This is a genomic window from Pseudodesulfovibrio tunisiensis, from assembly GCF_022809775.1.
Classification (GTDB): Bacteria; Desulfobacterota; Desulfovibrionia; order Desulfovibrionales; family Desulfovibrionaceae; genus Pseudodesulfovibrio; species Pseudodesulfovibrio tunisiensis.
Map to the genome: position 1 here is coordinate 3,199,838 of NZ_CP094380.1, position 26,582 is coordinate 3,226,419.

Consider the following 26,582-nt stretch of genomic DNA (forward strand, 5'->3'; position numbering starts at 1 on the left):
GGCGCGAGACGAATGTCCACACCGGAACGCGCGCAACTCGGAGATATGATCGAATGAGCATGGTTACTTTTGAACAGCTTCAAAGCAAGAAGAACGCCGTGGCCGTGGTTGGTCTCGGCTATGTAGGTCTGCCTCTGGCCGTGGCTCTGGGCCGTCATTTCCGCGTTCTGGGCGTGGATGTGTCCGAACGCCGCATCGCGGAACTCAGGCGGAACATCGACCGCACCGGCGAGGTGGACTATTCCACCGTGGGCGATGTGGATGTGACGTATACCTCGAATCCGGCTGATCTGGCCGAGGCCCGCGTCATTCTGGTGGCCGTGCCCACGCCCATCGACGAATACCGTTCCCCGGACCTGCGGCCCGTTGTGGGCGCGTCCCGGTCCGTGGGCAGGCATCTCCAGCCCGGTTCCGTGGTGGTGTACGAATCCACGGTCTATCCCGGGGTGACCGAAGAGGTGTGCGTGCCGCTGCTGGAAGAGGAGTCCGGCCTGAAATGCGGCAGGGACTTCTGGGTCGGCTATTCCCCGGAGCGCATCAACCCGGGCGACCGGGAACATCGGCTGGAAACCATCGTCAAGGTGGTGGCCGGACAGGACGAGGCTTCCGGCGACCTGCTCCAGAAGGTCTACGGCTCCGTGGTCAAGGCCGGCACCTTCCGCGCGCACAACATCCGCACCGCAGAGGCGGCCAAGGTCATCGAGAATACCCAGCGCGACCTGAACATCGCGCTCATGAACGAGTTGTCCATGATCTTCGACCGCATGGGCATCGATACGCTCGACGTGCTTGAAGCCGCCGGAACCAAATGGAATTTTCTCAAATTCAGGCCCGGTCTGGTGGGCGGACACTGCATTGGCGTGGACCCGTACTACCTGACCTTCAAGGCCGAGGCCGAGGGCTTTCATCCGCAGGTGATTCTGGGCGGTCGTCGCATCAACGACGGCATGGGCAAGTTCATTGCCGAGTCCACGGTCAAGCGGCTGATCAGCTCGGGCGCACGCATCAAGGGCGCTCGCGTGGGCGTGCTGGGCGTGACCTTTAAGGAGAACGTGCCCGACCTGCGCAATACCCGCGTGGTGGACGTGGTGCACGAGCTGCAGGACTACGGGGTTGCCACGCTGGTGCACGATGCCATGGCCGACTCCGAGGAAGCGCAGCGCGAACTCGGCATCGAGCTGTGCGGTCTGGATGCGTTCCGCAATCTGGACGCCCTGATTCTCGCCGTGTCCCATGACGAGTATCGGGACATCGAGCTGGCCGAGATCAAAACCTGGTTTGCGGATCAGGAACTGGCCCTGATCATCGACGTGAAGGGATTTTTCGACCGCGCCGCACTGGATCACGCCGGCATCGCCTACTGGCGGCTGTAATCGGAGGCCGGGGTGCTCGTTCTTGCCACTGCCACGCCTAGGGAGATGAAGGCCGTACTGGCCGGATTCGGCGAGCGTGCGACCGTGGAGCAGGGCAGTCCCGTACCGCTGGAACTTCGGGGCAGGTCGGTTCTTCTGGTCGTGACCGGCGTGGGCGTGGTCAATGCCGCGCTTGCCGCCGGAATGCTGCTCGCCCGGGAGGACGTGGACGGTGTGGTCAATCTCGGGGTTGCCGGGGCATTCGACCCGGAAACGCATCCCCTTGGTTCGGCCCATGCCGCGGAGTGCGAAATCTGGCCGGAATACGGGCTGCTGATGCCGGACGGGACCATTGATCCCAAGGGCATCGGTTTTGCGCAGGCCCGGCTGGATTCCGGTCCGGTGTGGGATCGCGTGGCTCTGGACCCGGAAGGCGACGCACGGCGCATGGGGTTGCGTCTGTCCGAAGCATGGGGCCGGGGCGCGAGCCTGACCGTGAGCTGCGTGAGCGGAACTTCGGAACGGGCCGCAGGGCTTGGTCGGAAATACGGTGCGGCTCTGGAGAACATGGAAGGCTTTGGTTTGGCATATGCCTGCGCAGTGCGCGGGGTGCCGTTTCTGGAAGTGCGGACCGTCTCGAATGTCGTGGGGTCCCGCCGGGAGGAGGACTGGGCCCTGAAACGGGCCTTGGCTGCGCTGGGCCCCTGCGCCCATGCCCTAATCACGTGACCCCGGGCTGCTTGCCTCGGGTCCCGCAACCTGACATAGTGACGCCATGAACGAGCTGCTCGCATATTTTTCAAAGGAAATGCCCGGTATCAATGGTTTTCTTGATGCCGAGGCAGACAAGTTGAACGGGCTTGTGCGGGATGTTGCCAAGCACATCCTGCAATCCGGGGGCAAACGCATCCGCCCGATGCTGACCCTGCTCACGGCCCGCGTCATGGGCTATGGCAAGGATGACTATCACGCCATTGCCTGTGCCCTTGAGCTTCTGCATTCCGCCACCCTGCTGCACGACGACTATCTGGACGACGCGGAATTGCGTCGGGGCAGAGCCGCCGCGCACACCGTGTTCGGACGCACCGAAACCATTCTGGCGGGCGACGCCCTGCTGGCTCTGGCCAATGAAATGGCCGCGCGCTACAACAACGTGCGCCTGAGCTGGCTGCTGGCCCGGGGCATCATGCAGACCGCCGAGGGCGAAATTCGCGAAATCGAATTTTCCCGCGCTCCGGCTCTGGATCGTCAGGCGTATCTGGAGATCATCATTGGCAAGACCGCCCGGCTCATCGAGACTGCATGCCGCTGTGGCGCGTCTCTTGCCGGTGCCTCTGCCGAGGACGAGGACAAGGCCGGGGAGTACGGTCTGAATCTCGGTATAGCGTTCCAGCTGGTGGACGACGCGCTTGATTATGCCTCTCCCACGTCGGAAACGGGCAAGCCCGAGGGCGGCGACCTGCGGGAGGGCAAGGTGACCCTGCCCCTGATCCTGCTCATGGAGGATTCGGACGGCGCCGGGACCGAGGAACTGCTCGCCGGACTGCGGGATCAGTCCCTGACTCCGGAGCAGTGCGAGAACATCGTGGCTCAGGTGCGCGACGGCGGATATGCCGATCGCACCCGGGCCGAAGCCGCTACCTACGTGGAAAAGGCCAAGGCCTGTCTGGACAGCTTTTCGCCCGGACCGGAATTGACCGTGCTGCGTCAGGCCGCGGACTATGTGCTGACGCGGACCAAGTAATCACGGGCCGGTTCGGGGTTTCGGACCGGCCTTTCGCTTTCATACGCTCAAAAGGCAAGGAGAGAGACAACCATGTTGTGCCGGGTACTGGTGGGGCTGAAGCCTCATGTACGTGACGTGGTGGGTGAAAAGGTCGCCCGCAAGATCAGAAGCGAGTTGCATGTGGACGTGGACGACGTTCGCGTGGTCAACGTCTACACGCTGGAAGGACTGGAACAGGCACAGGTGGATGCCGCGCTTGAGCGGGCCGCCCTGCACGATCCGGTTCTGCATGAAGTCTCGCTGGAGCCGCTGGCCCGGGATTTCGACTGGATTCTCGAGGTGGGCTTTCGGCCCGGTGTCACGGACAACGAGGGCCGCACCGCGCGGGAGACGCTGGGCATCGCCCTTGAGCTGTCCCGCGAGGAACTGGATGCGGTCAAGGTCTACACCTGCCGTCAATATCTGATCAATGCTCCGGCCATGGACGAGGCCGGGATTCAGGGCGTTGCCCGGGACCTGCTCGCCAACGAGCTGATCCAGCGCTACGAGTACAAGTCCGCTGCCACATGGGCGGAGAATCCCGGGTTCGAGGCGCGCGCTGCCCGCGTGACCGGACAGGCCAGTGACGAAGTGGCCGTGATTCCGCTCTCCACCATGTCGGATCAGGAAATCATGGATTTTTCCCGGGCCAATACCTTGGCCCTGTCCCTGCGCGAGTTGCATGACATCCGTGCCTATTACGCCGACCCCGAAGTCGCTACCGAACGCAGGGAGATGGGGCTGCCCGCCGATCCCACGGATGCGGAGATCGAGGTGCTGGCCCAGACCTGGTCCGAGCACTGCAAGCACAAGATATTCAGCGCAAGGATCAATTACCAGAACCGCGAGACCGGCACGTCCGAACAGGTTTCCAGCCTGTACAAGACCTTCATCCAGAACAGCACCAGGGTGCTGCGGCAGCGCAATGCCGAGTCCGGGCCGTTCGGGGACTACTGCCTTTCCGTGTTCAAGGACAACGCGGGCGTGATCAGGTTTTCCGAGACCCTGAACGTGTGCGTGAAGATGGAGACCCATAACAGCCCGTCCGCTCTGGATCCGTACGGCGGAGCCCTGACCGGCATCGTGGGCGTGAACCGCGATCCCATGGGCACGGGCATGGGCGCGAATCTGCTCTGCAACACGGACGTGTTCTGCTTTGCCTCTCCGTTTCACGAGGGCGAACTGCCGCCCAGACTGCTGCATCCCCGCCGCGTGTTCGAAGGCGTGCGCGAGGGCGTGGAGCACGGCGGCAACAAGTCCGGCATTCCCACGGTCAACGGCTCCATCGTGTTCGACGAGCGCTATCTGGGCAAGCCGCTGGTCTACTGCGGTACCATCGGCACCATGCCTGCCAACGTGGCCGGTCATCCGTCCCACGAGAAATGCGCCCTGCCCGGAGACATGATCGTCATGTCCGGCGGCCGCATCGGCAAGGATGGCATTCATGGCGCGACCTTTTCCTCCGAGGAACTGCACGAGGGCAGCCCGGCGACCGCCGTGCAGATCGGCGACCCCATCACCCAGCGCAAGATGTACGATTTTCTGATGCGCGCCCGTGATCGCGGTCTGTACCACGCCATCACGGACAACGGAGCAGGCGGCCTGTCTTCGTCCGTGGGCGAGATGGCCGAGGATTCCGGCGGGTTCGACATGGACCTGCAAAAGGCTCCGCTCAAGTATGACGGACTCAAGCCGTGGGAGATTCTCATTTCCGAGGCGCAGGAACGCATGACCATGGCGGTTCCCCGCGAAAAGCTCGACGAGTTCATGGCCCTGTCCCGGGAAATGGACGTGGAATCCACGGTGCTGGGCGAGTTCACGGATTCCGGCAAGTATCTGGTGCGCTACGGCGACAGGCTGGTGACGTGTCTGGACATGGAATTCCTGCACAACGGCGTGCCCCAGATGGAGCTGGAAGCCGTGTGGGAGCGTCCTGAAATCGCGGATGACGAGATTCCGGTTCCCGAGGATCAGGAAGGCCTGCTCAAGGACATGCTTGGCCGTCTGAACATCTGCTCCAAGGAATACGTGGTGCGTCAGTACGACCACGAGGTGCAGGGCCGCAGCGCGGTCAAGCCCATGGTGGGCGTCAAGGCGGATGGTCCGTCCGACGCGGGCGTGCTTCGTCCCGACTACGAAAGCGACAAGGGCCTGGTCGTGTCCCACGGCATCTGCCCCAAGTTTTCCGATCTGGACACCTACTGGATGATGGCCAACGCCATTGACGAGGCCGTGCGCAATGCCGTGGCCGTGGGTGGCGATGTCCGCTACATGGCCGGTTGCGACAACTTCTGCTGGTGCGACCCGGTCCAGTCCGAATCCACTCCGGACGGGCAGTACAAGCTGGCCCAGCTCGTGCGCGCCAATCAGGCCCTGTCCCATTTCTGTCTCGGGTTCGGCGTTCCCTGCGTGTCGGGCAAGGACTCCATGAAGAACGACTACAAGGGCGGGGGCCGCAAGATTTCCATTCCCCCGACCGTGCTGTTCTCGGTCATCGGCGTGCTGCCGGACGTGAACAAGTGCCAGACCTCGGACTTCAAGAAGGCCGGTGACCTGATCTACGTGCTTGGCCTGACCCGGTCCGAACTGGGCGGCAGCGAGGTTGCGGATCAGCTCGGATTCTCCAGCTCGCGCGTGCCGCAGGTTGATCTGCTGTCCGCGAAGCAGCGGTACGAGACCCTGTTCAACGCGATTCAGGATGGTCTGGTCAACGGCTGTCACGACCTGTCCGACGGCGGACTTGCCGTGGCCGTGGCCGAGATGTGCATCGGCGGCCGTCTGGGCGCGGATGTGAATCTGGATGCGGTCCCGACATGCGGCGACATGAATCTGACCGAACTGCTGTACTCGGAATCCGCCAGCCGCCTGCTGGTGTCCGTGCCTGCTGAAAGGCGGGAGGCGTTCGAAGCTGCGTTCTCCGGTCAGTTCGCCGCCTGCATCGGCGAGGTCGGGAAATCGGCGAATCTGGTTCTGCGGTCCGGCGGAAATGCTGTCGTTGACGCGTCGGTCGAGGATTTGGCCAGAGCGTTCAAGGTCACATTGGACTGGTAGGCGACCCGTTTTCCTGTCATTTTGTCGAATCTTGTCCGTTCGGACATGATTTCCGAAGAGGCATGATGGCCCGGCACTTGTTCCCAAGTGTCGGGCCTTTTTGTCCTTTTGGTGAATATGACGGCAAGGGCCGTATTGGGGCCAGTCTTCGTTTAATAGTGAAGTTCTTTACCTGAAAGGAAAAACGTTATATGAATGAATAGCTTGTCATAGGAGGACGCGGCATTGCGCCGCGAGTGCAAGTGACTGCTGAGACACGGGGGTTGGTGCATGCATGTTGAATCCGGCTGGGCCAGATGCGGCCTGGCGTTTTTCCTGTCGGCTTTTTTTCTTGCCGTTGGCATGGCGGGCACGGGGCGAAGCGATTCGGGGCGATACGTCGGCTCGGAAGCTTGTGCCGAATGTCATGACAGCGAGTATCAGAATTTCAAACAGTATTCCAAAAAGGCTCATTCCGGGGATTCCGTGAAGATCATGGCCGGTGACCTGACCAGTGAGGAACTGGCCGAGTGTTACGCCTGCCATGTGACCGGCTTCGGCAAGCCCGGCGGGTTCGTCAGCTTCGACGAAACCCCGAAGATGGCGGACGCGGGGTGCGAGGTCTGCCACGGACCCGGGTACGAGCATGTGGAGGCCGGGGGCGATCCGGAATTCATCAAGGCTGACATCGAGGTCTCTGATTGCGAGACCTGCCACAATCCCGAGCGCGTCGAGGCGTTCGACTTCAAGCCGCTGCTGTTCGGCGGCGCGCACTAGAAGGGAGGCCTCATGCAGTTTCTGAATCGATCGCTGGGCGTCAAGGTCATCCTGCTGTCGTCCCTGCTTACCATTCTCGCGTTCACGGGCCTGTTCCTTTACAACTCCTATTCCAACTATACCAATACGCTTCATGAAGTGGAGCATGCGGCCAGTCGCGTGAGCGACATGCTGTACATGGCCATCGAGGAGCCCATGAGCGTGGGCGACAACGAGGGCACGGAACGAAAGTTCGAGGAAGTTGCTGCGCGATATGCCGACCTGCGCGCCTATCTCGTGGATTACAAGGGGGAGATAACCTATTCCACGGACCCCGAGGCTGTTCGTGGCGACATCATGAAGGTGCGCTCCGAAAACGGGTTGCCGGGCATGATCCGGGAGAGCCTGAAAAGCGGGACCGAAGGCGGAGAGCTCATGGACATCTCCGAAAAACTGAATTTTGCCGAGGTCAAGGCCGTTCCGAACAGTCCCCGCTGCTACCATTGCCATGGCAAGTCCAGAAAGATTCTCGGGGCCATGGTCATTACCGTGGACGTAAGCCCGCAGTTCAACAGCCTCAAGGACAATCAGGTCAGGTCCGCCGGGATTTCCGTGCTCGGGGTGATTTCCCTGCTGACCGCGCTGATCATCTTCATGCGTCGTTCCGTGGTCAATCGGATCAGTGCCATTGCCGCATCCACCGAGGAAGTGAGCAAGGGCAATCTTGATGCCGAGTTCGCAGTCAAGGGACAGGACGAGATCGGACGTTTGAGCCGGTATCTCGGCGAAATGGTGGATCAGATCAAGGATCAGCTCCAGTACAACAAAAGCGTCCTGTCCGGGATCATTGTTCCCCTGTTCGTGACCGATGCCGAGGAACGGCTCAGGTTCGTGAACCAGCCGCTTCTGGATATCCTCGGTCAGGACGAGGACGGGATTCTCGGTCGCGCCGTGCCCGATGTGTTCGAGTGCGAGCCGGGCGAGGAAACCTGCGATGCGGCCCATGTCATCGAAAGCGGCACGACCCTGACCGGGAATTTCCGGTATGTCCGGGCCGACGGAACCGCCTTTCCCCTGCATTTCGAGGCTTCTCCGCTCAAGGATGCGGACGGCAGGACCGTAGGCGCCATCTGCGTGCTCATCGATCTGACCCGCGAGGAGGAGGATCGTCGCAACATCGAGGCCCAGCGTCGAAACCTGCTGGAGGTGGCCACCGAGGTCACGCAGGTTGCCAACAGCCTGAATTCCGCGTCGGATCTGCTTTCCGAGCGCATGCGCGAACTGGCTCGCGGCGTGGATACCTCTGCGGATCAGACCGGACAGGTGGCCACGGCCATGGAGGAAATGAACGCCACCGTGCTTGAGGTCGCCAAAAACGCGTCGGAAACAGCCGATGCATCGGGACAGGCCAACAAGGTGGCCGTGGATGGCGGGGACGTGGTGCGCAAGACCGTGGTCGAGATCAATTCCGTGGCCACCACCACCGAGAATCTGGCTGGTGCGCTCGGCGAACTTTCCAGCCGGGCCGAGAATATCGGTCAGGTCATGGGCGTGATCAACGACATTGCGGATCAGACCAACCTGCTCGCCCTGAACGCGGCCATCGAGGCGGCACGGGCCGGAGATGCCGGACGCGGATTCGCCGTGGTTGCGGACGAGGTGCGCAAGCTCGCGGAAAAGACCATGCAGGCCACCAAGGAAGTGGAAGGGGCCATCAGCCTGATTCAGCAGTCCACCACGGACGTTGTCCGGGAAATGGATACGGCCAGGGAGCGGGTGGTCAACACGTCTGGCATGGCCCAGCAGGCCGGAGAGGTGCTCGATCAGATCGTGACCCACTCCAATTCCATAGCCGACATGGTTCGTGGAATCGCCACGGCCGCGGAACAGCAATCGTCCACTTCGGATGAGATCAACAACAGCGTTACGCATATCAACGAGCTGTCCCAGGAAGTGCTAGCCGGCATCCGCGAATCCAGCGAGGGTATCGAGGAAGTTTCCCGCATGGCCCGGCAGCTTGCCGAACTGGTCGCCAAATTCCGCAACTGAGCGGAATCGGAAACATGCATTGAAAAGGACGGGTCCCGGCCGAGCCGGGACCCGTCCTTTTGCTGTCTCTGTGGAGTTGATTTGTTTCGTTAGCAATAACAAATGGTTGAAATTGTTCCTGTCAAAAAGCCCACAAATCGTGTATGTGGTGTCCAGCGACAAAGTTAGGTCAATCGTTCTACTAAGCTGGTGGCGGTAACAATTTGTTTTATCAGCTTAATATGCATGGGTGGGCATGATGCCCGGCTGTTTTGTTTGCGCGAATCAGCGTATTCATGTAGTGGGACGGTGATTGCTGTTTCAACTATTGCTTGACATTGGGCAGCTTGGCTAATAGTAATTATTTTCAAGTTCACAACGGAGGTTGTTTATGGCTGCCGAACTGGGATTTCGTCTTTCCAAGCAGCGCAAGGTGATCCTTGAGGAACTCAGAAAGGTCAAGACCCATCCCACTGCGGATGAGGTGTATGACATGGTCCGCAAGATCATCCCTCGCATCAGCTTGGGAACCGTATATCGCAATCTGGAATTTCTTTGCAGCAAGGGGCTTGTGCTCAAGCTCGGAGCACCCGGAGCGCAGAAGCGTTTCGATGGCAACCCCGTTCCCCATCCCCACCTGCGGTGCGCGGTGTGCACCCGGGTGATCGATGTGGAGTGCGACATTGAAATTCCCAGCCTGCCTGAAGAGCATGCAGCCGGATTCGACATCCTGAGCTGCTCGGTGGAGTTCGTCGGTATCTGCCCGGAGTGCCGGGCCTGCCGACAGTAAGACAGTCCAGAAAAATAACATGAGGCCCTCGTGCCTTTTACCCCGTTGTGTGGTACTGCGGAGCAGGATGACTACCTGCCAATCTCTACACTCGTCCGATTTTCAAGGAGGACATTCATGTCTTTGAAGGGAACCCGTACTGAAAGGAACCTGCTGACGGCATTCGCCGGCGAGTCCCAGGCCCGCAACCGCTATTCGTATTTTTCCAGCAAGGCCAAGAAGGAAGGATACGTCCAGATCGCCAATATCTTCGCGGAAACCGCCGACCATGAAAAGGAACACGCCAAGAGACTGTTCAAGTTTCTGGAGGGCGGCGAGGTGGAGATCACTGCAGCCTACCCGGCTGGCGTGATCGGTTCCACCTTGGAAAATCTCAAGGAAGCCGCTGCCGGCGAGAATCACGAATGGGCCGAAATGTACCCGGAGTTCGCCAAGATCGCCCGGGAAGAGGGCCTGAACGACATCGCGGCCGTGTTCGAGAACATTGCCGTGGCCGAAAAATACCATGAGGAGCGGTACAAGGCGCTCATGGACAGCATCGAGACCGACAAGGTCTTTGCCAAGGAAGAGGAAATCGTCTGGCGTTGCAGCAACTGCGGCTACAACCACAAGGGCACTACTGCCCCGGTCAAATGTCCGGCCTGCGACCATCCTCAGAAGTACTTCGAGAAGCGTGACGAAAACTGGAAGTAACGTCAAACTGTTCAAGGAGTTTTCATATGGCGACCAAGCTTGGTGAAGTCTACAAGTGTGAAGTTTGCGGCAACATCGTGATCATGGTGCATGAAGGCGCCGGAGAACTGGTCTGTTGCGGCGAAAGCATGAAACTCATGGTCGAGAACACCGTGGATGCGGCCAGGGAAAAGCATGTTCCGGTCATGGAGCGCAACGGCGACAAGCTGACCGTCAAGGTCGGCAGCGTGGCGCATCCCATGGAGGAAAAGCATTATATCGAATGGATCGAGGTCATGGTGGGCGATGTGGTGCTCACGAAGATGCTCAAACCCGGCGATGCACCCCAGGCCGAGTTCTGCCTGTGCGACCTGAGCGGCGACGTTTCGGTCCGCGCCTACTGCAACCTGCACGGCCTCTGGGCCGCAAAGTAGGTCCGCATCACGCTATCCCGGGGCGGACCGCAAGGTCCGCCCCTTTTTCATCCGCGCAGGAGGAAGACATGGCCAGACCCGAAGACATGTGGCAATGCCAGACCGTGAACTGCGGCTACATCTACAATCCGGACAAGGGCGACAGAAAGGGGAAGATTCCCAAGGGCACCCTGTTCGAGGATTTGCCTGACGACTGGCGCTGTCCCATTTGCGGCGGGACGAAAAAGTGTTTTCGGCCGCTGGTGGGCGAAGGGTCCACCAGGGCCGATTGCGAACTGCCCACGGTGGACGACCCTGCGGAGTTGACACCGGGCAGGACGGATGCAAAGGTTTCGGACAAACAGGAGAATGATGTCATGAAGAAATATGTCTGCGATATCTGCGGCTATGTGTATGATCCCGAAGTCGGCGATCCTGACAGCGACATCCCTGCCGGCACTGCCTTCGAGGATTTGCCGGACGAGTGGGTCTGCCCCATCTGCGGCGCACCCAAGGACAGTTTCAGCCCCGAGGATTAGAGTTTTTTTGATAGGGTGGAAGCGCGAGCCCCCGGGCCGCGCTTCTTTTCATGTACTGGCCGAGCGCCATGCAATTCGGAGTAAACGCGAAATGAAGCCTGTTGAAATCAAGAACGGAATCTACTGGATCGGCGTGGTGGACTGGAACAAGCGCAACTTCCACGGCTATTCCAAGTCCCCCTACGGCACCACCTACAACAATTTTCTGATCAGGGACGAAAAGACCACGCTGGTGGATACGGTTGACCATAAGTTCTGGAGCCGTCTTCAGTGCAACATCGCTCAGGTGTTGGGCAAGGACGCCAGAATCGACTATTTCGTGATCAATCACCTTGAACCCGACCATGCCGGTTGTCTCCGCGAAGCCGTGGAAAAATATCGTCCCGAGAAAATCTACACCTCTCCCATGGGCGAAAAGGCCATGAAGGCCCATTTCCATTACGAGGATTGGCCCGTGGAAGTCGTTCCCACCGGTTCCGAGATTTCCATCGGTTCGCGCAGGCTCCAGTTCATCGAGACCCGGATGCTGCATTGGCCGGATTCCATGCTGACCTACATTCCCGAGGATGGCGTGGCCTTCACCAATGACGCGTTCGGCCAGAACTGGGCCACCAGCGAACGCTGGGCCGACGAAGTGGACAACCACATGCTCGAAGAGCGCATGAAGGAATACTACGCCAACATCGTGCTGCCGTATTCCCCGGTCGTGCTCAAGACCCTCAAGGCGCTGGAGGACATGAATCTTCAGCTGGATTGCGTTCTGCCCGACCACGGCCTGATGTTTCGTGGCGACGACGTGAAATGGGTCATGGACAAGTACGTGGAGTTTGCCGAGCAGAAGCCGAAAAACCGTGCGGTCATCGTGTACGACACCATGTGGCAGTCCACCGAGAAGATGGCCGAGGCCGTTGCCACGGGCCTTGCCGACAACGGCGTGTCCGTGCGGCTGATGTGCATGAAGAACAATCATCACAGCGAGGTCATGACCGAGGTGTTCGACGCGGCCGCCGTGGTGCTGGGGGCCCCCGACCCACAACAACGGCATCCTGCCCGGCATGGCCGACATGGTCACCTACATGAAGGGACTGCGTCCCCAGAACAAGATCGGCGCGGCCATCGGCTCGTTCGGCTGGTCCGGCGAGTGCGTCAAGACCCTGACCGAATGGCTTGAGGCCATGAACATGGAAATCGTGGAGCCGCCGGTCAAGAACAAGTTCATTCCGGATCACGCCGCGCTCCAGTCCTGCTACGAACTGGGCGAAAAGCTGGCTCAGGCCATCAAGGCCAAGCTCGCCTAGGGCGAATCGTTTCACCGACATCAAAGGCCCGGACTCCATGGAGTCCGGGCCTTTTTCGTTCGGAAAGGGGGAGGAGCGCTACCGCGCCCGGGCCGAGACCTTGGCAGCCTCTTCGTGCTTGTCCTGTGCTTCCAGAGTCTGGATCAGGGTGTCCCAGTACGCGTTCTTTTCCGGGGCAAGGGCTGCGGCCTGCCGAGCCAGAATCTCCGCGATCTGCGGGTCCTCGCCGGTGTGGAGATAGAGCCGGGCCAGCATGTGCATGGATTGGTGGTCGTTGTGGTCCGCGTTCAGGGCCAGATGCAGATATTCCCGGGTCCGGTCCTTGTCTCCGCGCGACAGGGCCACGCGGGCAAGGGGACGAAGCACCAGATCCTGTCCGCCGGGCAGGCCCGCTGCTTCGGTGTAATAGGTTTCGGCCATGTCCAGATCGCCGTCCCGTTCGGCAAGGGAGCCGAGACGCATCAGGCTGTAGATGTGGCCGGAGTCCACTTTCAGGCAGCGGATGTAGGCGGCCACGGCCTTGTCGAACCGACCCAGCCTGTGGTTGGCCCAGCCCAGATTGTACAGGGCCAGCACGTCGGACGGATCGAGCAGGGATGCCTTTTCGAATTCCCGGCGTGCTTCCTCGAAGCGCCCGAGCTGGGCATAGCAGATGCCCAGCGAATTGCGGGCCAGCAGATTGCCGTCGTCCGCAAGCAGGGCCAGCTTGAATTCATCCACTGCGCCATAGATGTCGCCGTCCATGAACCGGCGGTCCGCGGACAGGTTCAGGGAAATGGAATCGAATACCGCAACCTTGGGGTCGGGCAGGAGCAGGGCGTGTTCCAGCGCCTTGCGGCAGTTTTCCAGAATGTCGGCCCGGTCAAAGGTCAGGAACGGGTAGCAGGCAGCTCCGGCCGCCACGCGCAGGGAATGGCGCGCCTTGGCCTGTTCCTGTATTTCGTGCGCCCGGGCCAGCAGGGTTTTCGGGGCGGTGTCGGGCAGGAGGAAGATCACCCCGCCGAGGCCGTATCGGCCGCCGATGGCGGTCTCCCCGAGTGCTCCGCGGGCAATGGATGCGGCTTCCGAGGCCATGCGGTCCATGGCTTCCTGATAGCCTTCCGCTCCCTCGCGCGGCTGATCCAGAACGCGAACCAGAAGCAGTCCGAAGGTCTCCGGGGTCTGCCGGGCCGAGGCAAGCTGACTGAGAAAATCCTTGTACGAGAACAGGCCGGTGGCATGATCGCGCGTTGGCGTGCCGCCTTCATGGGCGGGCGGTTCGTAGAGTGCGTCCGATGCGCTCACGAGCTTGAGCCGGTCGCCCGGGCCGATGGTCATGCTCGGATCGGCAAGATGCAGTACCTCGGCAAAGGCCATTTCATCCTGCACCTCCACCAGCACCACTTCGCCCTTGTATATGGCGGGGTAGCGGCCCGTGATGCGTTCATCCTCGGTAATCACGGCTGCGGCAGTGCGTCCGGACTTGGGTGCGCGAACCAGAAACCGCTGGCCCACGCGCGCTCCGGCGGATGCGCCGATGCTCACGGCCATGCGGTTCATGGGCAGCATTTCCAGCACCTTGCCACCTACGTTCAGGATGTCCCCGAACCCGAATACGCGGTTGCGACCGTGGCTTTTGGCCGTGGCCACGGCCTTTTTGGCCTTGCGTACCAGAATGCGCGCCTGTTCGGCCGGGCTGCGGCGGAACTGCGCCCCTTCGAGTCCCTGCGGATAGTTCACGAAACCGAGGCTGCCCGTGATGGAGATCAGGTCGCCCGTGACCTCGTCCTCGAACTGGAGCTTGGACACACCCTGACGGATCACTTCGGCAAGCTGGAAGCACGCCTTGGGCTTGGCATCCGGCACCAGAATGGAAAACTTGTCGTTGGCGAACCGGGATGCGGTCACGAATTTGGGGCAGACCGTGCGCAGCAGTCGGCCCACTTCGGACACGATGTCGTCGCCAGTGAGGTAGCCGTAGCGTTCGTTGATCCATTGGGAGCAGTCCAGGTCGAGCACGATCACGCCCAGCGTGCCGGAAAAGGTCAGGTCCACTTCGCGTGCCTCGATCCCGGCCCGGCAACTGCCGTTGACAAGGCAGCCCTGAACCTGACCGATGGCTTTTTCCAGTTCGTGGAAGAAGTAGTCCCGGGTGTGCAGTCCGGTCAGGGGGTCGCTTACGCTTTTCCGGTACAGGGCCAGCTTGTCCAATGCGGCAGAGGCCAGACGCATGATGTACGCCGGGGCCGTGGACGGAGCCTCGAGCCGGACGCCTCTGGCCACGAAATAGCCCAGCAGGGTGCCCTGAAACACCAGCGGCAGGAGCAGCTCTCCGGTTTCCTCGCGAAATTCCGGTTCATGCGTGTTGCGGTTCGAGTTACCCTGACGCGGGAAAAACAGACTGTAGGAGTCGAAATCCAGGAATTCCGCGATCATGTCCTTGAGCGTATGCTCGAAATCGATGAGCTCCTGCGGGGTGAGCGACAGCGTGCCGTCTTCGAAAATATCTTTTTTCGTCCACATAATCCGGGACCTTACAACGCGCACGCTCATTTCTCAAACAAAACTTTGCCTGGGAATTCACCCGGGGGCATGATTTTCTGTCCCGAAGGGCTTGTCAAACGGACTATATCAATACATAAAGATATGGACATTACAGGCCGATTATCATAGCTAGAAATCTTCGTATGACGTTATTCAGGAAATCAAAGGTAATATGCAAGTAGTAAAAACTCCGGAAGAACTTCAGGCTCTTTGTCTGGCCTGGAAACGTGAAGGCAGGCGAGTGGGACTGGTCCCCACCATGGGGTATCTGCACGAAGGACACATGGCGTTGATGGACCGGGCTCGTTCCCTGTGCGACAAGCTCGTTGTTTCCGTATTCGTCAACCCCACGCAATTCGGTCCCGACGAGGATCTGGACAAGTATCCCCACGACTTCGAAGGTGACAGGGCCACTGCCGAGGCGCACGGCGCGGACGTGATGTTCGCACCGGAGCCGGGCGCAATGTACGGTCCCGGTCACGCCACCTGGGTGGTTTCCCCGGAACTGGAACGCAATCTGTGCGGCGCTTCCCGGCCCGTGCATTTTCGCGGGGTCTGTACCGTGGTGACCAAGCTGTTCATGCTGGCCCAGCCCGATGTGGCCGTGTTCGGGGAAAAGGACTGGCAGCAGCTTGCCATCATTCGCCGCATGGTCCGCGACCTGAACATTCCCGTGGAGATCGTTGGCCAGCCCATTGTGCGCGAGGCCGACGGCCTTGCCAAAAGCTCGCGGAACGCCTACCTCACTGCCGATGAGCGTGCGCTTGCTCCGAATCTGCGCAAGGGGCTGCTCAAGGCGGCCGGGAGAATCGAGGCCGGAGAGCGCGACGTTGAGGCCGTCAAGGCCTTTGTCCGGGAGGAATACGCCCGGACGATTCCCATGGGCGAGATCGATTACGTGGACCTTGTTGATCCCGAAACCATCGCCTTTGTGGACAGAATCGACGGGCCGGTACTGGCTGCGGTCGCCGTGCGTATTGGAAAGGCGCGGCTTTTGGACAACATTTTCATCAAGGTTTGACAGTAGAATGCAAAAGAGTTTTTTGGGCGGCAAGATTCACGGTGCAACCATCACCTGCGCCAAGCTGGAATATCAGGGCAGTCTGTCCATTGACCCGGTGCTGATGAAGGCTGCGGGGATCACGCCCAACGAGCGGATCGACATCTATAATTTGGATAATGGAGAAAGGCTGACGACCTATGCCATTGTGGGCGGCCCGGGCGAAATCTGCCTGAACGGGGCTGCTGCGCACAAGGGCGAGGTTGGCCAGCGAGTCATCATTGCTACGTATGTCTGGCTCTCCGAGGACGAAGCCGCGGAGTATCGCCCCAAGGTGGTCATGGCCGGGCAGGACAATTGTATCGACAGGACCATCGAGTACGACCCCTGCCTTCCCTTGTAGGCTGGCGTCGAGTTTAATCGTTTAAGGAGGACCAAGAATGCTGACTCCCAAAGGAAAGTACCTGTTCACCTCGGAATCCGTGACCGAAGGCCATCCCGACAAGGTCGCGGACCAGATTTCCGACGCCATCCTCGACGCCATCATGGAGCAGGACGAGAACTGCCGCGTGGCCTGCGAAACGCTGGTCACCACCGGCATGGCCTTCATTGCCGGTGAAATCTCCACCACTGCCTATGCCCATTTCCCGGACATCGTCCGCGACACCATCAAGAGCATCGGCTACAACAGCGCCGACAGCATGGGCTTTGATTGGCAGACCTGCGCGGTCATTTCCTCTGTGGACAAGCAGTCTCCGGACATTGCTCAGGGCGTTGACCGCACCAAGCCCGAAGAGCAGGGCGCAGGCGACCAGGGCATGATGTTCGGCTATGCCTGCGACGAGACTCCGGCTCTGATGCCGACCCCGATCTACTACGCCCACAAGCTGTCCCGCCGCCTGACCTACGTGCGCAAGGAAGGCATTCTCGATTTTCTGCGCCCGGACGGAAAGACCCAGGTCTGCGTGGAATTCGAGGACGGCAAGCCCCTGCGCATCGACAACGTGGTCGTGTCCTCCCAGCATGACGCCAATGTGGCCTATGCCGACCTCAAGGACGCCATCATGCAGGAAGTGATCATGAAGACGCTTCCCGAGGACCTCATTGACGAGAACATCAAGACCTACATCAATCCCACCGGCCGGTTCGTCATCGGCGGTCCCGTGGGCGACTGCGGTCTGACCGGGCGCAAGATCATCAACGATACCTACGGTGGCGCAGGTGCCCATGGCGGCGGCGCATTCTCCGGCAAGGATCCGTCCAAGGTGGACCGCTCCGGTGCATACATGGCGCGCTACGTGGCCAAGAACATCGTGGCCGCCGGGCTGGCGCAGGAATGCGAAGTGCAGATTGCCTACGCCATCGGCGTGCCTGAACCCGTGAGCGTGGTCGTTTCCTCCCGCGGTTCCGGCGAAGTGTCCGACGAGATGCTGACCAAGGCCGTGAACGAGGTCTTCGACCTGCGCCCCTACTTCATCGTGGAGCGCCTCAAGCTGCGCCGCCCCATCTTCCGCAAGACCACCAACTACGGCCACTTCGGTCGCGAACTCCCCGAGTTCCAGTGGGAGCAGACCGACGCGGTGGACGATCTTCGCACTGCCTGCAAGATCTAACCGTTTCGATTCATACACGGTCTTCAGGGCGGGAGCTTCGGCTTCCGCCCTTTTTCGTTTTTTTTGCTGTCAAAATACGATTCTTGTGGCGCACCTCCATCTATCGATATATGGATATTATAAACAGAATATCCGGTTGCGGTCCGCAATGGCGGGACCCCTTGATGACGGACCGTAATTCCGACGAACGATCTTCAATATTTGGAGGAAGATATGGAACTGGAATGGGTGATAAAACCCCTGCATACGCACGAGGAACTGGAGCGGGTCGTGGAAATCCAGAAAATAGTCTGGGGACTGGACGGCGGCGGCGCAACCTCGCCGATCAGCCTGAGGGCCTGGGCCATGGACATCCCGGAAACATCCGTGCTGCTGGGCGCGTTTCTGGAAGAGGAGATGGTGGCGTTCGTGCTGTTTCTGCCCACTCTCACGCCGAAGACCGCGTACGGCCACATGCTTGGCGTGCTGGAGCCGTACCGGGATTCGGGCATCGGCATGTCCCTGCTCATGGCCGTGCGCGATCGGCTCGTGGAATGCGGGATCACGTACTGCCACTGGACCTACGAACCGCTGGAAAGCCGCAATGCGCACATGTACCTGAATCGCATGGGCGGAAGGGCGGTTTCGTATCAGACCGGGTATTACAACGTGGATTGCGACATGCACCGGGGCCTGCCGCTGGATCGGTTCGTGACACTGGTGGACCTGTGCGCGTCGGAGACCACGAGCGGTTTTCAGACCCTGGACGATGCCCTGTGCCGATATCCTTTGGCCGGGCCGGAATTCATGCCGGATTCCCCGGTCGTGCTGGTGCCCATTCCCGGGGATCTGGACAGCCTCAAGCTCAGTGACATGGAGGCGGCCTATCAGGCCCGCATGACAACCCGGGCCGTGTTTCTGGAATATCTGAACAACCGGGGCTACGTGGCCGAACGGCTGGTATCCGGCAAGACGGAAGGTCGCCGCATGAGCTGCTACGTGCTGGAAAAGGGGAGGGCCGCATGAGCTGGGACAACTGCCTTTCCTGCCTGACGCGGGACGCACTGTCCTTTGCTTCGGGCGACTATGTGAGCAAGGAGCACGACGAGCTGGCCTTCATTGCGGACCTGCGTGTGCAGCATGGTCTGGAGCGGGTGTATCGATTCGACATCGGCAAGAACACGGACGGGTGTCCGCCTCTGGTTCAGGATGTGCTGCGTCTGGACGCGCTGCCTGATCTGGTTGCCGCGAACATGACCGAGTACCCGGACAACCAATACGGCCTGCTCAAGAAGCAGCTTTCCCGGAAGTTCAATCTGCCGCCGGAATGGTTCGTGATGAGCGCGGGATTGGAGCCCATGATCGACCACATTGCCCGGGCCGTGCTCGACCCCTGTGATGCCTGCCTGATTCCGGTGCCGAATTTCTCGGTGTTCGAGGACATGTCGCGCCGGGCCGGAGCCGAGATTCACGTGGTCCATCTGGATGGGCATCACTACCGCTGGAACCGGAGCGTGACCAGGGAGATGATCGATCGCATCCGCAGTCGGGAACCCAAGCTGGCGTGGATCAGCAACCCGGTCAATCCCACGGGCCAGTTCATCGATCCGGCGGATATCGAACTGGTTTCGGATGCCTGCGCCCGGAGCGGCACGGCTCTGGTTGTGGACGAGGCCTATGGCGAATACACGGACGCCCCTTCCGGCGTGCGCAGCGCGGCCCGGCTCGTGCCCGACCATCCGCATCTCATGGTGCTTCGCACCTTTTCCAAGATGTACGCCCTGCCCGGCGTGCGGGTGGGGTACATGATGTGCTCCGGCAGGGAGCTGCGCAACGCGGTGCTGCTGTATCGGCCCACGTTTCCGTTTTCGTGGGTGTCCCTGTACATGGCCCAGCTCGCCCTGCTCAGTCGCAGCCACGTGAACCGGGCAAGGGTGGAGGTGGAACGGCGGCGGTCCGCACTGGTTCGCGGTCTGCGTCTCATCCCCGGGTTCGAGACCGTGCCTTCGGATTCGAACACGCTCATGGTTCGGCATCAGTGGCTGACCGCGGCCCAGTTGCACGCGGCCCTGGCTCGGCGGGGCATGCTCACCGCGAATCTGGACAATGTGCGCGGGATTCAGGGCATGCGCTACCTGCGCCTGACCGTACGCTGCACTGCGGACAACGACAGGTTCCTGGCCGCGTGCCGGGACATTCATCAGGGCATTTGCCAGCCGCAGCCGCCCGGAGTAGAATCCGCGCGTCATGACGAACAAATGCGTGCTGTGCGGGAAATGTCTTGAAGTCTGTCCGCTGTTGCGGACAACGGCCCGGGAGGAACTCTCGCCTCGGGCCAAGGCGGATTTGGCCGCCCTGCTGGATGACCCGGCCGAACTGAGCCGCGAGGCGGTTTCGCGCCTTGCCGGGCTGTGTCTCGGGTGCGGCCGTTGCCGCGAGAAGTGCCCGCAGGACGTGGACGTGCCCGGTCTGGTGGCCGGGTTGCGCGCCGCGCATCCCGGATTCCGGTCCAAGGTGTGGAAGGAGTGGCTTTCCCGGGCGCGCACGCTCTGGCCTCTGGCCGGGAAAGGCGCGCCTCTGGTGCCCGAGTCCCTGTTTCCCGAACGGTTCGGGAATCTGCTCAGGCTGGCCGCCGGAATGCGAGCGGATGCGGCTCTTGCGCCGTGCGTGCAGGTGCGCACTTGGCCTGCCACCTGTCGGGGCGAGGCCCTGCTGCTCTTTGCCGGATGCATGGCCGAGCACGTTCGCCCGGAGTGGCGCAAAACCGCCGAGGCCGTGCTGGAGGGATTGGGCGCGAGCGTGATTCCCGCGGAGTTTTCCTGTTGCGGTTCCGGGCTGGATTGCGCCGGATTTGCGGATGATGCCGAATCTCTGGCCCGGATCAATGTCGAGGTCTGGCGCAAGGCCGGAAAGCCGCGCATTGCCGTGTTCTGCGCCTCCTGTCTGGATCATCTGCGCCGCTACGTGTCCGTGTTCGATTCCCCGGAAGAGGAAGGAGAGTGGCGCGATTCGCTTGTTGCCCTGTCCTCGCTGCTGGACGGGGCGGAATTCGCGCTGCTGCCCGGGGCGCCCGGGCGCGTCGGCTATCATCATCCCTGCCACATGCATGGCGTCGACCCGGACGCCGCTCTGATGTCGGCCATGTTCGGTCCTGCGCTGGTCGCGGCCACGAAGCGGGAATGCTGCGGCTTCGGCGGCATCATGCAGCTCTGCGCCCCGGAACTGTCCGCGACCGTGAACCGGGAGTGCCTGCATCATCTGGAAGGTGCGGACATTGTGCTGACCGGATGCTCGGCCTGCGTCATGCAGCTTGCGGCCACGGTTCCGGAAAACGTCCGGGCGGGGCACTGGCTCGAAGCCTTGTCCGTGTGATGGAACCGGAACGGACGGAAATCGGACCGCACTCCCGATCCTGGTCTGTCGTGCGGTTTTCCGCGTTTTACTGAATTTCGGGTTTGTGGTATCCGGGGAGGCCGGGTTCGGCGGGTGCTGCCAAGCCTTTTGCATTGACAACGCGGCCAGAGGTCATATCTACCGGAGGGCTGCGCCGGACGCCCTGTTTCACCCCGGGCACGCAGCATGCAATCACAGGATATCATCCTTTCAGGAGACCATACATAATGCTCAAGTTTCTTTTCGGGTCCAAGAACGATCGCTATCTGAAAAAACTCAAGTCCGTCATCACTCGGATCAATGATCTGGAATCCGGGATGCAGGACCTGCCGGACGAGGCATTTCCGGAACGGATCGCCGCCTGGAAGGAGGAAGTCCAGGCTGGCAAGCGGACTCTGGACGACGTGCTGCCCGAATGCTTTGCTCTGGTACGCGAAGCCTCCCGCCGTGTTCTGGAAATGCGCCATTTCGACGTGCAGCTCATCGGCGGCATGGTCCTGCATCAGGGCAGGATCGCGGAAATGAAGACCGGTGAAGGCAAGACGCTGGTGGCAACCCTGCCCGTGGTGCTCAATGCCCTGTCCGGCAAGGGCGTGCACGTGGTCACGGTCAACGACTACCTTGCCACCCGCGACTCCGAGTGGATGGGCCGCCTGTATGCCTTTCTCGGCCTGACCACGGGCGTGATCGTGCACGGACTGACCGACGAGGAGCGGCAGGCCGCCTATCGTTCGGACATCACCTACGGCACCAACAACGAGTTCGGGTTCGACTATCTGCGCGACAACATGAAGTTCTACAAGGAACAGCTCGTGCAGCGCCCCCTGAATTTCGCCATCGTCGATGAGGTCGACTCCATTCTCATTGACGAGGCCAGAACCCCGCTCATCATTTCCGGCCCGGGCGAAAAGTCTTCGGGCCTGTATCGCCAGATCGACGCCATCGTGCCCAGAATGATCATGTGCGAACCCCGGGAAAAGGATCAGAAGACGCCGAATCCCGGCGATTTCGAGCTGGACGAGAAGGGCAAGACCATCACCCTGACCGACGAAGGCGTGGAAAAGGTCGAGGACCTGCTCGACATCGACAACCTGTTCGACACCCGGAACATCGCGCTCCAGCACCATGTGCTTCAGGCCCTCAAGGCGCACCACTGCTTCAAGGCGGATGTGGACTACATCGTCAAGGACGGTCAGGTCGTGCTGGTGGACGAGTTCACGGGCCGACTCATGCCGGGGCGCCGTCTTTCCGACGGTCTGCATCAGGCGCTGGAGGCCAAGGAACAGGTTTCGGTCGAGGCCGAGAACCAGACCCTCGCGTCCATCACGTTCCAGAACTATTTCCGCATGTACGACAAGCTGGCGGGCATGACCGGTACGGCCGACACCGAGGCCGTGGAATTCCGCCAGATCTACGACCTCGACGTGATCGTGATCCCCACGCATCAGCCCATGGTCCGCAAGGATCATCCGGACATGATCTACAAGACGCATCAGGAGAAGTTCCACGCCATCGCGGACGACATTGCCGAGTGCTATCACCGGGGCCAGCCCGCGCTGGTGGGCACGGTCTCCATCGAGAAATCCGAGCTGCTTTCCCAACTGCTCAAGCAGCGGAAGATTCCCCATAACGTGCTCAACGCCAAGCAGCACGACATGGAAGCCGAGATCGTGGCCGAGGCCGGTCAGCAGAAGAAGGTGACCATTGCCACCAACATGGCGGGTCGCGGCACGGACATCAAGCTGGGCGAGGGTGTCAAGGAACTGGGCGGTCTGCACATCGTGGGCACCGAACGCCACGAGTCCCGGCGCATCGACAACCAGCTTCGCGGTCGTGCCGGTCGTCAGGGCGACCCGGGTTCCTCCCGGTTCTATCTGGCGCTGGACGACGATCTCATGCGTCTGTTCGGTTCGGATCGGCTCAAGGGCATCATGGAAAAGCTCGGGCTCGAGGACGGGCAGGCCATCGAGAACAAGATGGTTTCCAACGCCATTGAGAAATCCCAGACCCGCGTGGAAAACCATCATTTCGAAATACGCAAGCAGCTTCTGGATTTCGACAACGTCATGAATCAGCAGCGCGAGGTCATCTATTCCCTGCGCCGCGAAATGATGATGTCCGAAAAGCTGGAGGACATTGCCCTTGAATATGCCGACGACCTGCTGGAAGACGTGCTTGTCGCGGCTCTGGATGACAAGCATCTGGACGAGGAAGGCATCGAGTCCGTGCGTTCCCGGCTTGAGGAGGTCTTCAATTTCGATCGATTCAAGGCGTTCAGGGAATCCGATGAACTGCCCACGCTGGAACAGGCGCAGAAGTGGGTGGCCGACATTTTCGATTACCTCAAGGGCGCGGCCCCGGATCACTATCAGGAGATCGTCCGCTATTTCCTGCTGGAATCCCTGGACCGCAACTGGAAGGAACACCTGCTCAACATGGACCATCTGCGTGACGGCATCGGCCTGCGCGGCTACGGCCAGAAGGACCCCAAGCAGGAATACAAGCGCGAGGGGTTCGAGCTGTTTCAGGAGACCCTGTACACCATCAAGGAAAACGCATTGCGCGCCTTTTCCCACCTGCGCATCGAGGCCGAGGTTCGGGAGGAGGAATTCCAGCATGAACAGACCGACGAACTGGAATATCAGGATTCGGAATCCCAGAACAGGCCCAAGGCCAAGACCGTGCGTCGTGCCGAGCCCAAGGTCGGCCGCAACGATCCCTGCCCCTGCGGTTCGGGAAAGAAATACAAGAAGTGCTGCGGCAAGTAGCCAGGATGTCTGTGAATCAAGCGCCCCGGCCTTTTGGTTGGGGCGTTTTTTTCCTGAATACGGACACGGTTGAGCCGTTTTTTCGCGTTGCCTTCCCTGCGTCCGCCTGCTACTTCCGCTCCATGAAAAAACAACACCGTATCCGTGTTTCCATCTGGATGTGCGCGTGTCTGGTCCTGCTCATGGCCGCTCCGGCCATGGCCGAGACCATCGGCACGGTGGACACCGTGTTTCACATGTTTTCCCGGGATGACGACATCATTGTCGAGGCCTTTGACGACCCGGACATTCCGGGTGTGACCTGCTATCTGAGCCGTGCGCGCAAGGGCGGCATCAAGGGCATGGTCGGCGTGGCCGAGGACCCGTCCGACGCATCCATCGAATGCGTGCGCACCGGGCACATCGTTCTGCCGGAGGCCGTGAAGAGCGGAAGCAAGAACGGGGTTCGCGTCTTCAAGAAGGGCACCTCCCTGATCTTCAAGTCCATGCAGGTGGTCCGGTTCTACGACAGCAAGCGCAACGTGCTCATCTATCTCGTGTACAGCGACCGCATGGTCGAGGGATCGCCCAAGAACAGCGTGTCCTGCGTGCGGGTGGAATAGCGTCCGGCTTGCCTGGACCGCGCATCACTGGTACACGAGGATTTCCGGAGATTCCGGGAACATCTGCAATCGGATCGAATCATGGCCAAGAAAAAGAAGAAAGTATCGTCCAACACCATTGCCGTGAACAAGCAGGCCCGCCGCCTGTACGAGTTCGTGGAGACCCTTGAAGCCGGCATTTCCCTTGTGGGCAGCGAGGTCAAGTCCCTGCGTCTCGGCGCGGTGAACATCAAGGACGGCTATGTCCGGTTCAAGGACGGGCAGGCCTTTCTGGTGGGCGTGCACATTGCGCCCTATGAAAAGACCGGCATCTACGACCAGCACGACCCGGAACGGCCCAGACGGCTGCTCCTGCACAAGCGCGAGATCGCCATGCTTGCCGCCAAGGTGGAACAGCGCGGCCTGACCGTGATCCCCACCAAGCTCTATTTCGCGCGTGGCCGCGTCAAGGTGCAGATTGCCCTTGGCAAGGGCAAGAACGTGCATTCCAAGAAGCAGGACATCAAGGACCGGGATATCGCCCGGGACACGGCCCGCCAGCTCGCCGCCTACAAGTAGGCAACTCCATTGACACTCCCGGGCGCGGGCCGTACCTTTTCGGCATGACCGGATATGCCCGCAAACTCACCCGCGCCCATCGATCCTTTCTCAGGGACCTGTTTCCCGGTGAAGGCTGCGTGCTTTCGCCCGAGGAACTGGCCGTGTTCTCTGCCGACGCCAGTCGGGAACGGGCCATGCCGTGGGCCGTGGTGCGTCCGGAAAACGAGGAGCAGATGCAGGAATTCCTGCGCTGGGCCGATGCCGAACGCATGCCCGTGTACCCGCGCGCCCGGGCCACGGGAAGAGTGGGCAATGCCGTGCCCGTGCATGGCGGAGTGGTTGTTTCCACCCTGCGCATGAATCGCATTCTGGACATTTCCCCTGACGATTTCGTGGCCGTGGCCCAGCCCGGCGTGGTGACAGGCGACCTTCGAGCCGCGTGTGCCGCACAAGATCTGCTGTATCCGCCGGACCCGGCCAGCGTGAACTATTCCACCATTGGCGGCAATGTCTCCACCTGCGCGGGCGGCATGCGCGCCGTGAAGTACGGCGTGACCCGTGACTGGGTGCTCGGACTCAGGGCCGTGCTGCCCGGCGGAAAAATCATCGCCCCGGGCGGTCGCAGTCACAAGAACGTGGTCGGGCTGGACCTGATCCGGCTTTTCGTGGGCAGTGCTGGCAAGCTGGGCCTGCTTTCCGAAGTCACGCTCAAGCTTGTGCCCCTGCCCGAGACCACGGCGTCCGTGCTGGCCGGATATCCGGACCTGCGTTCCGCCCTGAACGGGGCCGGAGCCGTGTTCCGGGCCGGAATTCTGCCTGCTGCCTGCGAATTCATGGATGCCGGAACCATCCGCGCGGTACGTGCGGTCATGCCGGACGTGCCTCTTTCCCCGGATTGCGCCGCAGCCCTGCTGTTCATGGTGGACGGCACCGAACAGGGCGTAGCCGCGGAGCTGGAACGACTGCGCTCCGTTGCCGCCGAATCCGGGGCCGTGTCCCTCGAATCCGGACAGGGCGAGCAGGAGGAAATCCTGTGGGAGGCGCGTCGGACAATCTCTCCGGCAGCGCATCATCTGGCCCCGAACAAGCTGGCCGAGGACATTGCCGTGCCGCGTTCCCGCGTGCCCGAGGCCGTGGAAGGGTGTCATGCCCTTGGCGACCGTCACGGCCTGACCGTCATGTGCTTCGGCCATCTGGGCGACGGCAACATTCACGTCAACATTCTGCACGATGCCACCATTCCGGGGCAGACCGAGTCCGCGCACAAGGCCAAGGAAGCCGTGTTTCGGCTCGCCCTGTCCCTTGGCGGTACCATTTCCGGCGAGCACGGCACCGGCTTGACCAAAAAGGATTTCGTGGTCGAGCAGCTTCCCCCGGAACAGATCGCGCTCATGCAATCCATCAGGCGCGTGTTTGATCCTCACGTAATCATGAATCCCGGCAAAGCCTTCTAGGACGGGCGATAAGGGGCCGATAGCTGCGTTGCTGCGGAAAATGCAGCCCCTCGCGTATGAGGAATAC

General features: G+C 61.0%; 21 protein-coding genes and 2 pseudogenes. 22 read left to right on the forward strand and 1 reads right to left on the reverse strand.

Annotated elements, in window-relative coordinates; translation table 11 throughout:
- Window positions 1-53 precede the first annotated feature (53 nt).
- From MPN23_RS15260 to MPN23_RS15315, 12 genes and pseudogenes are all read left to right on the forward strand, one after another.
- On the forward strand, window positions 54-1,373 hold the full coding sequence (locus MPN23_RS15260) for a nucleotide sugar dehydrogenase (protein ID WP_243545061.1): 1,320 nt from the start codon (window positions 54-56) through the stop codon (window positions 1,371-1,373).
- A 12-nt stretch (window positions 1,374-1,385) separates the two neighbouring features.
- Window positions 1,386-2,081, forward strand: a complete 696-nt coding sequence (gene mqnB / locus MPN23_RS15265) for a futalosine hydrolase (RefSeq protein ID WP_243545063.1) — start codon at window positions 1,386-1,388, stop codon at window positions 2,079-2,081.
- A 46-nt stretch (window positions 2,082-2,127) separates the two neighbouring features.
- Entirely contained in the window at window positions 2,128-3,096 is a 969-nt protein-coding gene (locus MPN23_RS15270) for a polyprenyl synthetase family protein (RefSeq protein ID WP_243545064.1), read from the forward strand.
- Between the two features lie 72 nt (window positions 3,097-3,168).
- The gene (locus tag MPN23_RS15275) at window positions 3,169-6,168 is read left to right on the forward strand and encodes an AIR synthase-related protein (RefSeq protein WP_243545065.1); all 3,000 of its coding nucleotides are present in this window, start codon (window positions 3,169-3,171) and stop codon (window positions 6,166-6,168) included.
- Window positions 6,169-6,510: 342 nt separating this feature from the next.
- Window positions 6,511-6,924: a cytochrome c family protein gene (locus MPN23_RS15280; protein ID WP_243547405.1), complete on the forward strand. Its 414-nt coding sequence runs from the start codon at window positions 6,511-6,513 to the stop codon at window positions 6,922-6,924.
- A gap of 12 nt (window positions 6,925-6,936) precedes the next feature.
- Window positions 6,937-8,952 (forward strand): methyl-accepting chemotaxis protein, encoded by a 2,016-nt coding sequence (locus MPN23_RS15285; RefSeq protein WP_243545066.1) that lies wholly within the window; start codon window positions 6,937-6,939, stop codon window positions 8,950-8,952.
- A gap of 370 nt (window positions 8,953-9,322) precedes the next feature.
- A complete protein-coding gene (locus MPN23_RS15290; protein WP_243545067.1) occupies window positions 9,323-9,721 on the forward strand; it encodes a Fur family transcriptional regulator in 399 nt (132 codons plus the stop codon).
- A 117-nt stretch (window positions 9,722-9,838) separates the two neighbouring features.
- The gene (gene rbr, locus MPN23_RS15295; RefSeq protein WP_243545068.1) at window positions 9,839-10,414 is read left to right on the forward strand and encodes a rubrerythrin; all 576 of its coding nucleotides are present in this window, start codon (window positions 9,839-9,841) and stop codon (window positions 10,412-10,414) included.
- Window positions 10,415-10,440: 26 nt separating this feature from the next.
- Window positions 10,441-10,827 (forward strand): desulfoferrodoxin, encoded by a 387-nt coding sequence (locus tag MPN23_RS15300; RefSeq protein ID WP_243545069.1) that lies wholly within the window; start codon window positions 10,441-10,443, stop codon window positions 10,825-10,827.
- Between the two features lie 68 nt (window positions 10,828-10,895).
- Window positions 10,896-11,111, forward strand: a pseudogene (locus tag MPN23_RS17230) (rubredoxin); the annotation flags it as partial.
- 72 nt (window positions 11,112-11,183) lie between these two features.
- The gene (gene rd, locus MPN23_RS15310; RefSeq protein ID WP_243547406.1) at window positions 11,184-11,345 is read left to right on the forward strand and encodes a rubredoxin; all 162 of its coding nucleotides are present in this window, start codon (window positions 11,184-11,186) and stop codon (window positions 11,343-11,345) included.
- 91 nt (window positions 11,346-11,436) lie between these two features.
- Window positions 11,437-12,643 (forward strand): annotated as a pseudogene (locus tag MPN23_RS15315) (FprA family A-type flavoprotein).
- Between the two features lie 78 nt (window positions 12,644-12,721).
- Here MPN23_RS15315 and MPN23_RS15320 read toward each other — a convergent pair.
- Entirely contained in the window at window positions 12,722-15,145 is a 2,424-nt protein-coding gene (locus tag MPN23_RS15320; RefSeq protein ID WP_243545070.1) for a diguanylate cyclase domain-containing protein, read from the reverse strand.
- Between the two features lie 193 nt (window positions 15,146-15,338).
- On the opposite strand from MPN23_RS15320, the gene panC reads away from it, so the two are divergent.
- The 10 genes from panC (at window position 15,339) to MPN23_RS15370 (ending at window position 26,515) form a co-directional block, all read left to right on the forward strand.
- Window positions 15,339-16,187, forward strand: coding sequence for a pantoate--beta-alanine ligase (gene panC, locus MPN23_RS15325; RefSeq protein WP_243545071.1), 849 nt, complete (start codon window positions 15,339-15,341; stop codon window positions 16,185-16,187).
- 7 nt (window positions 16,188-16,194) lie between these two features.
- The gene (panD, locus tag MPN23_RS15330; RefSeq protein ID WP_243545072.1) at window positions 16,195-16,569 is read left to right on the forward strand and encodes an aspartate 1-decarboxylase; all 375 of its coding nucleotides are present in this window, start codon (window positions 16,195-16,197) and stop codon (window positions 16,567-16,569) included.
- A 37-nt stretch (window positions 16,570-16,606) separates the two neighbouring features.
- The gene (gene metK, locus MPN23_RS15335) at window positions 16,607-17,779 is read left to right on the forward strand and encodes a methionine adenosyltransferase (RefSeq protein WP_243545073.1); all 1,173 of its coding nucleotides are present in this window, start codon (window positions 16,607-16,609) and stop codon (window positions 17,777-17,779) included.
- A gap of 213 nt (window positions 17,780-17,992) precedes the next feature.
- Complete coding sequence (locus tag MPN23_RS15340) at window positions 17,993-18,784, forward strand: GNAT family N-acetyltransferase (protein ID WP_243545074.1); 792 nt, start codon at window positions 17,993-17,995, stop codon at window positions 18,782-18,784.
- Window positions 18,781-20,043 (forward strand): pyridoxal phosphate-dependent aminotransferase, encoded by a 1,263-nt coding sequence (locus tag MPN23_RS15345; RefSeq protein WP_243545075.1) that lies wholly within the window; start codon window positions 18,781-18,783, stop codon window positions 20,041-20,043. The genes MPN23_RS15340 and MPN23_RS15345 overlap by 4 nt, the downstream gene beginning before the upstream one ends.
- A complete protein-coding gene (locus MPN23_RS15350; RefSeq protein WP_243545076.1) occupies window positions 20,006-21,130 on the forward strand; it encodes a (Fe-S)-binding protein in 1,125 nt (374 codons plus the stop codon). The genes MPN23_RS15345 and MPN23_RS15350 overlap by 38 nt, the downstream gene beginning before the upstream one ends.
- A 248-nt stretch (window positions 21,131-21,378) precedes the next feature.
- The gene (gene secA, locus MPN23_RS15355; RefSeq protein WP_243545077.1) at window positions 21,379-23,919 is read left to right on the forward strand and encodes a preprotein translocase subunit SecA; all 2,541 of its coding nucleotides are present in this window, start codon (window positions 21,379-21,381) and stop codon (window positions 23,917-23,919) included.
- Window positions 23,920-24,041: 122 nt separating this feature from the next.
- Window positions 24,042-24,521: a CreA family protein gene (locus tag MPN23_RS15360; protein ID WP_243545078.1), complete on the forward strand. Its 480-nt coding sequence runs from the start codon at window positions 24,042-24,044 to the stop codon at window positions 24,519-24,521.
- An 81-nt stretch (window positions 24,522-24,602) separates the two neighbouring features.
- Window positions 24,603-25,079, forward strand: coding sequence for an SsrA-binding protein SmpB (gene smpB / locus MPN23_RS15365; protein WP_243545079.1), 477 nt, complete (start codon window positions 24,603-24,605; stop codon window positions 25,077-25,079).
- Between the two features lie 44 nt (window positions 25,080-25,123).
- Window positions 25,124-26,515, forward strand: a complete 1,392-nt coding sequence (locus MPN23_RS15370; RefSeq protein ID WP_243545080.1) for an FAD-binding oxidoreductase — start codon at window positions 25,124-25,126, stop codon at window positions 26,513-26,515.
- Window positions 26,516-26,582 lie beyond the last annotated feature (67 nt).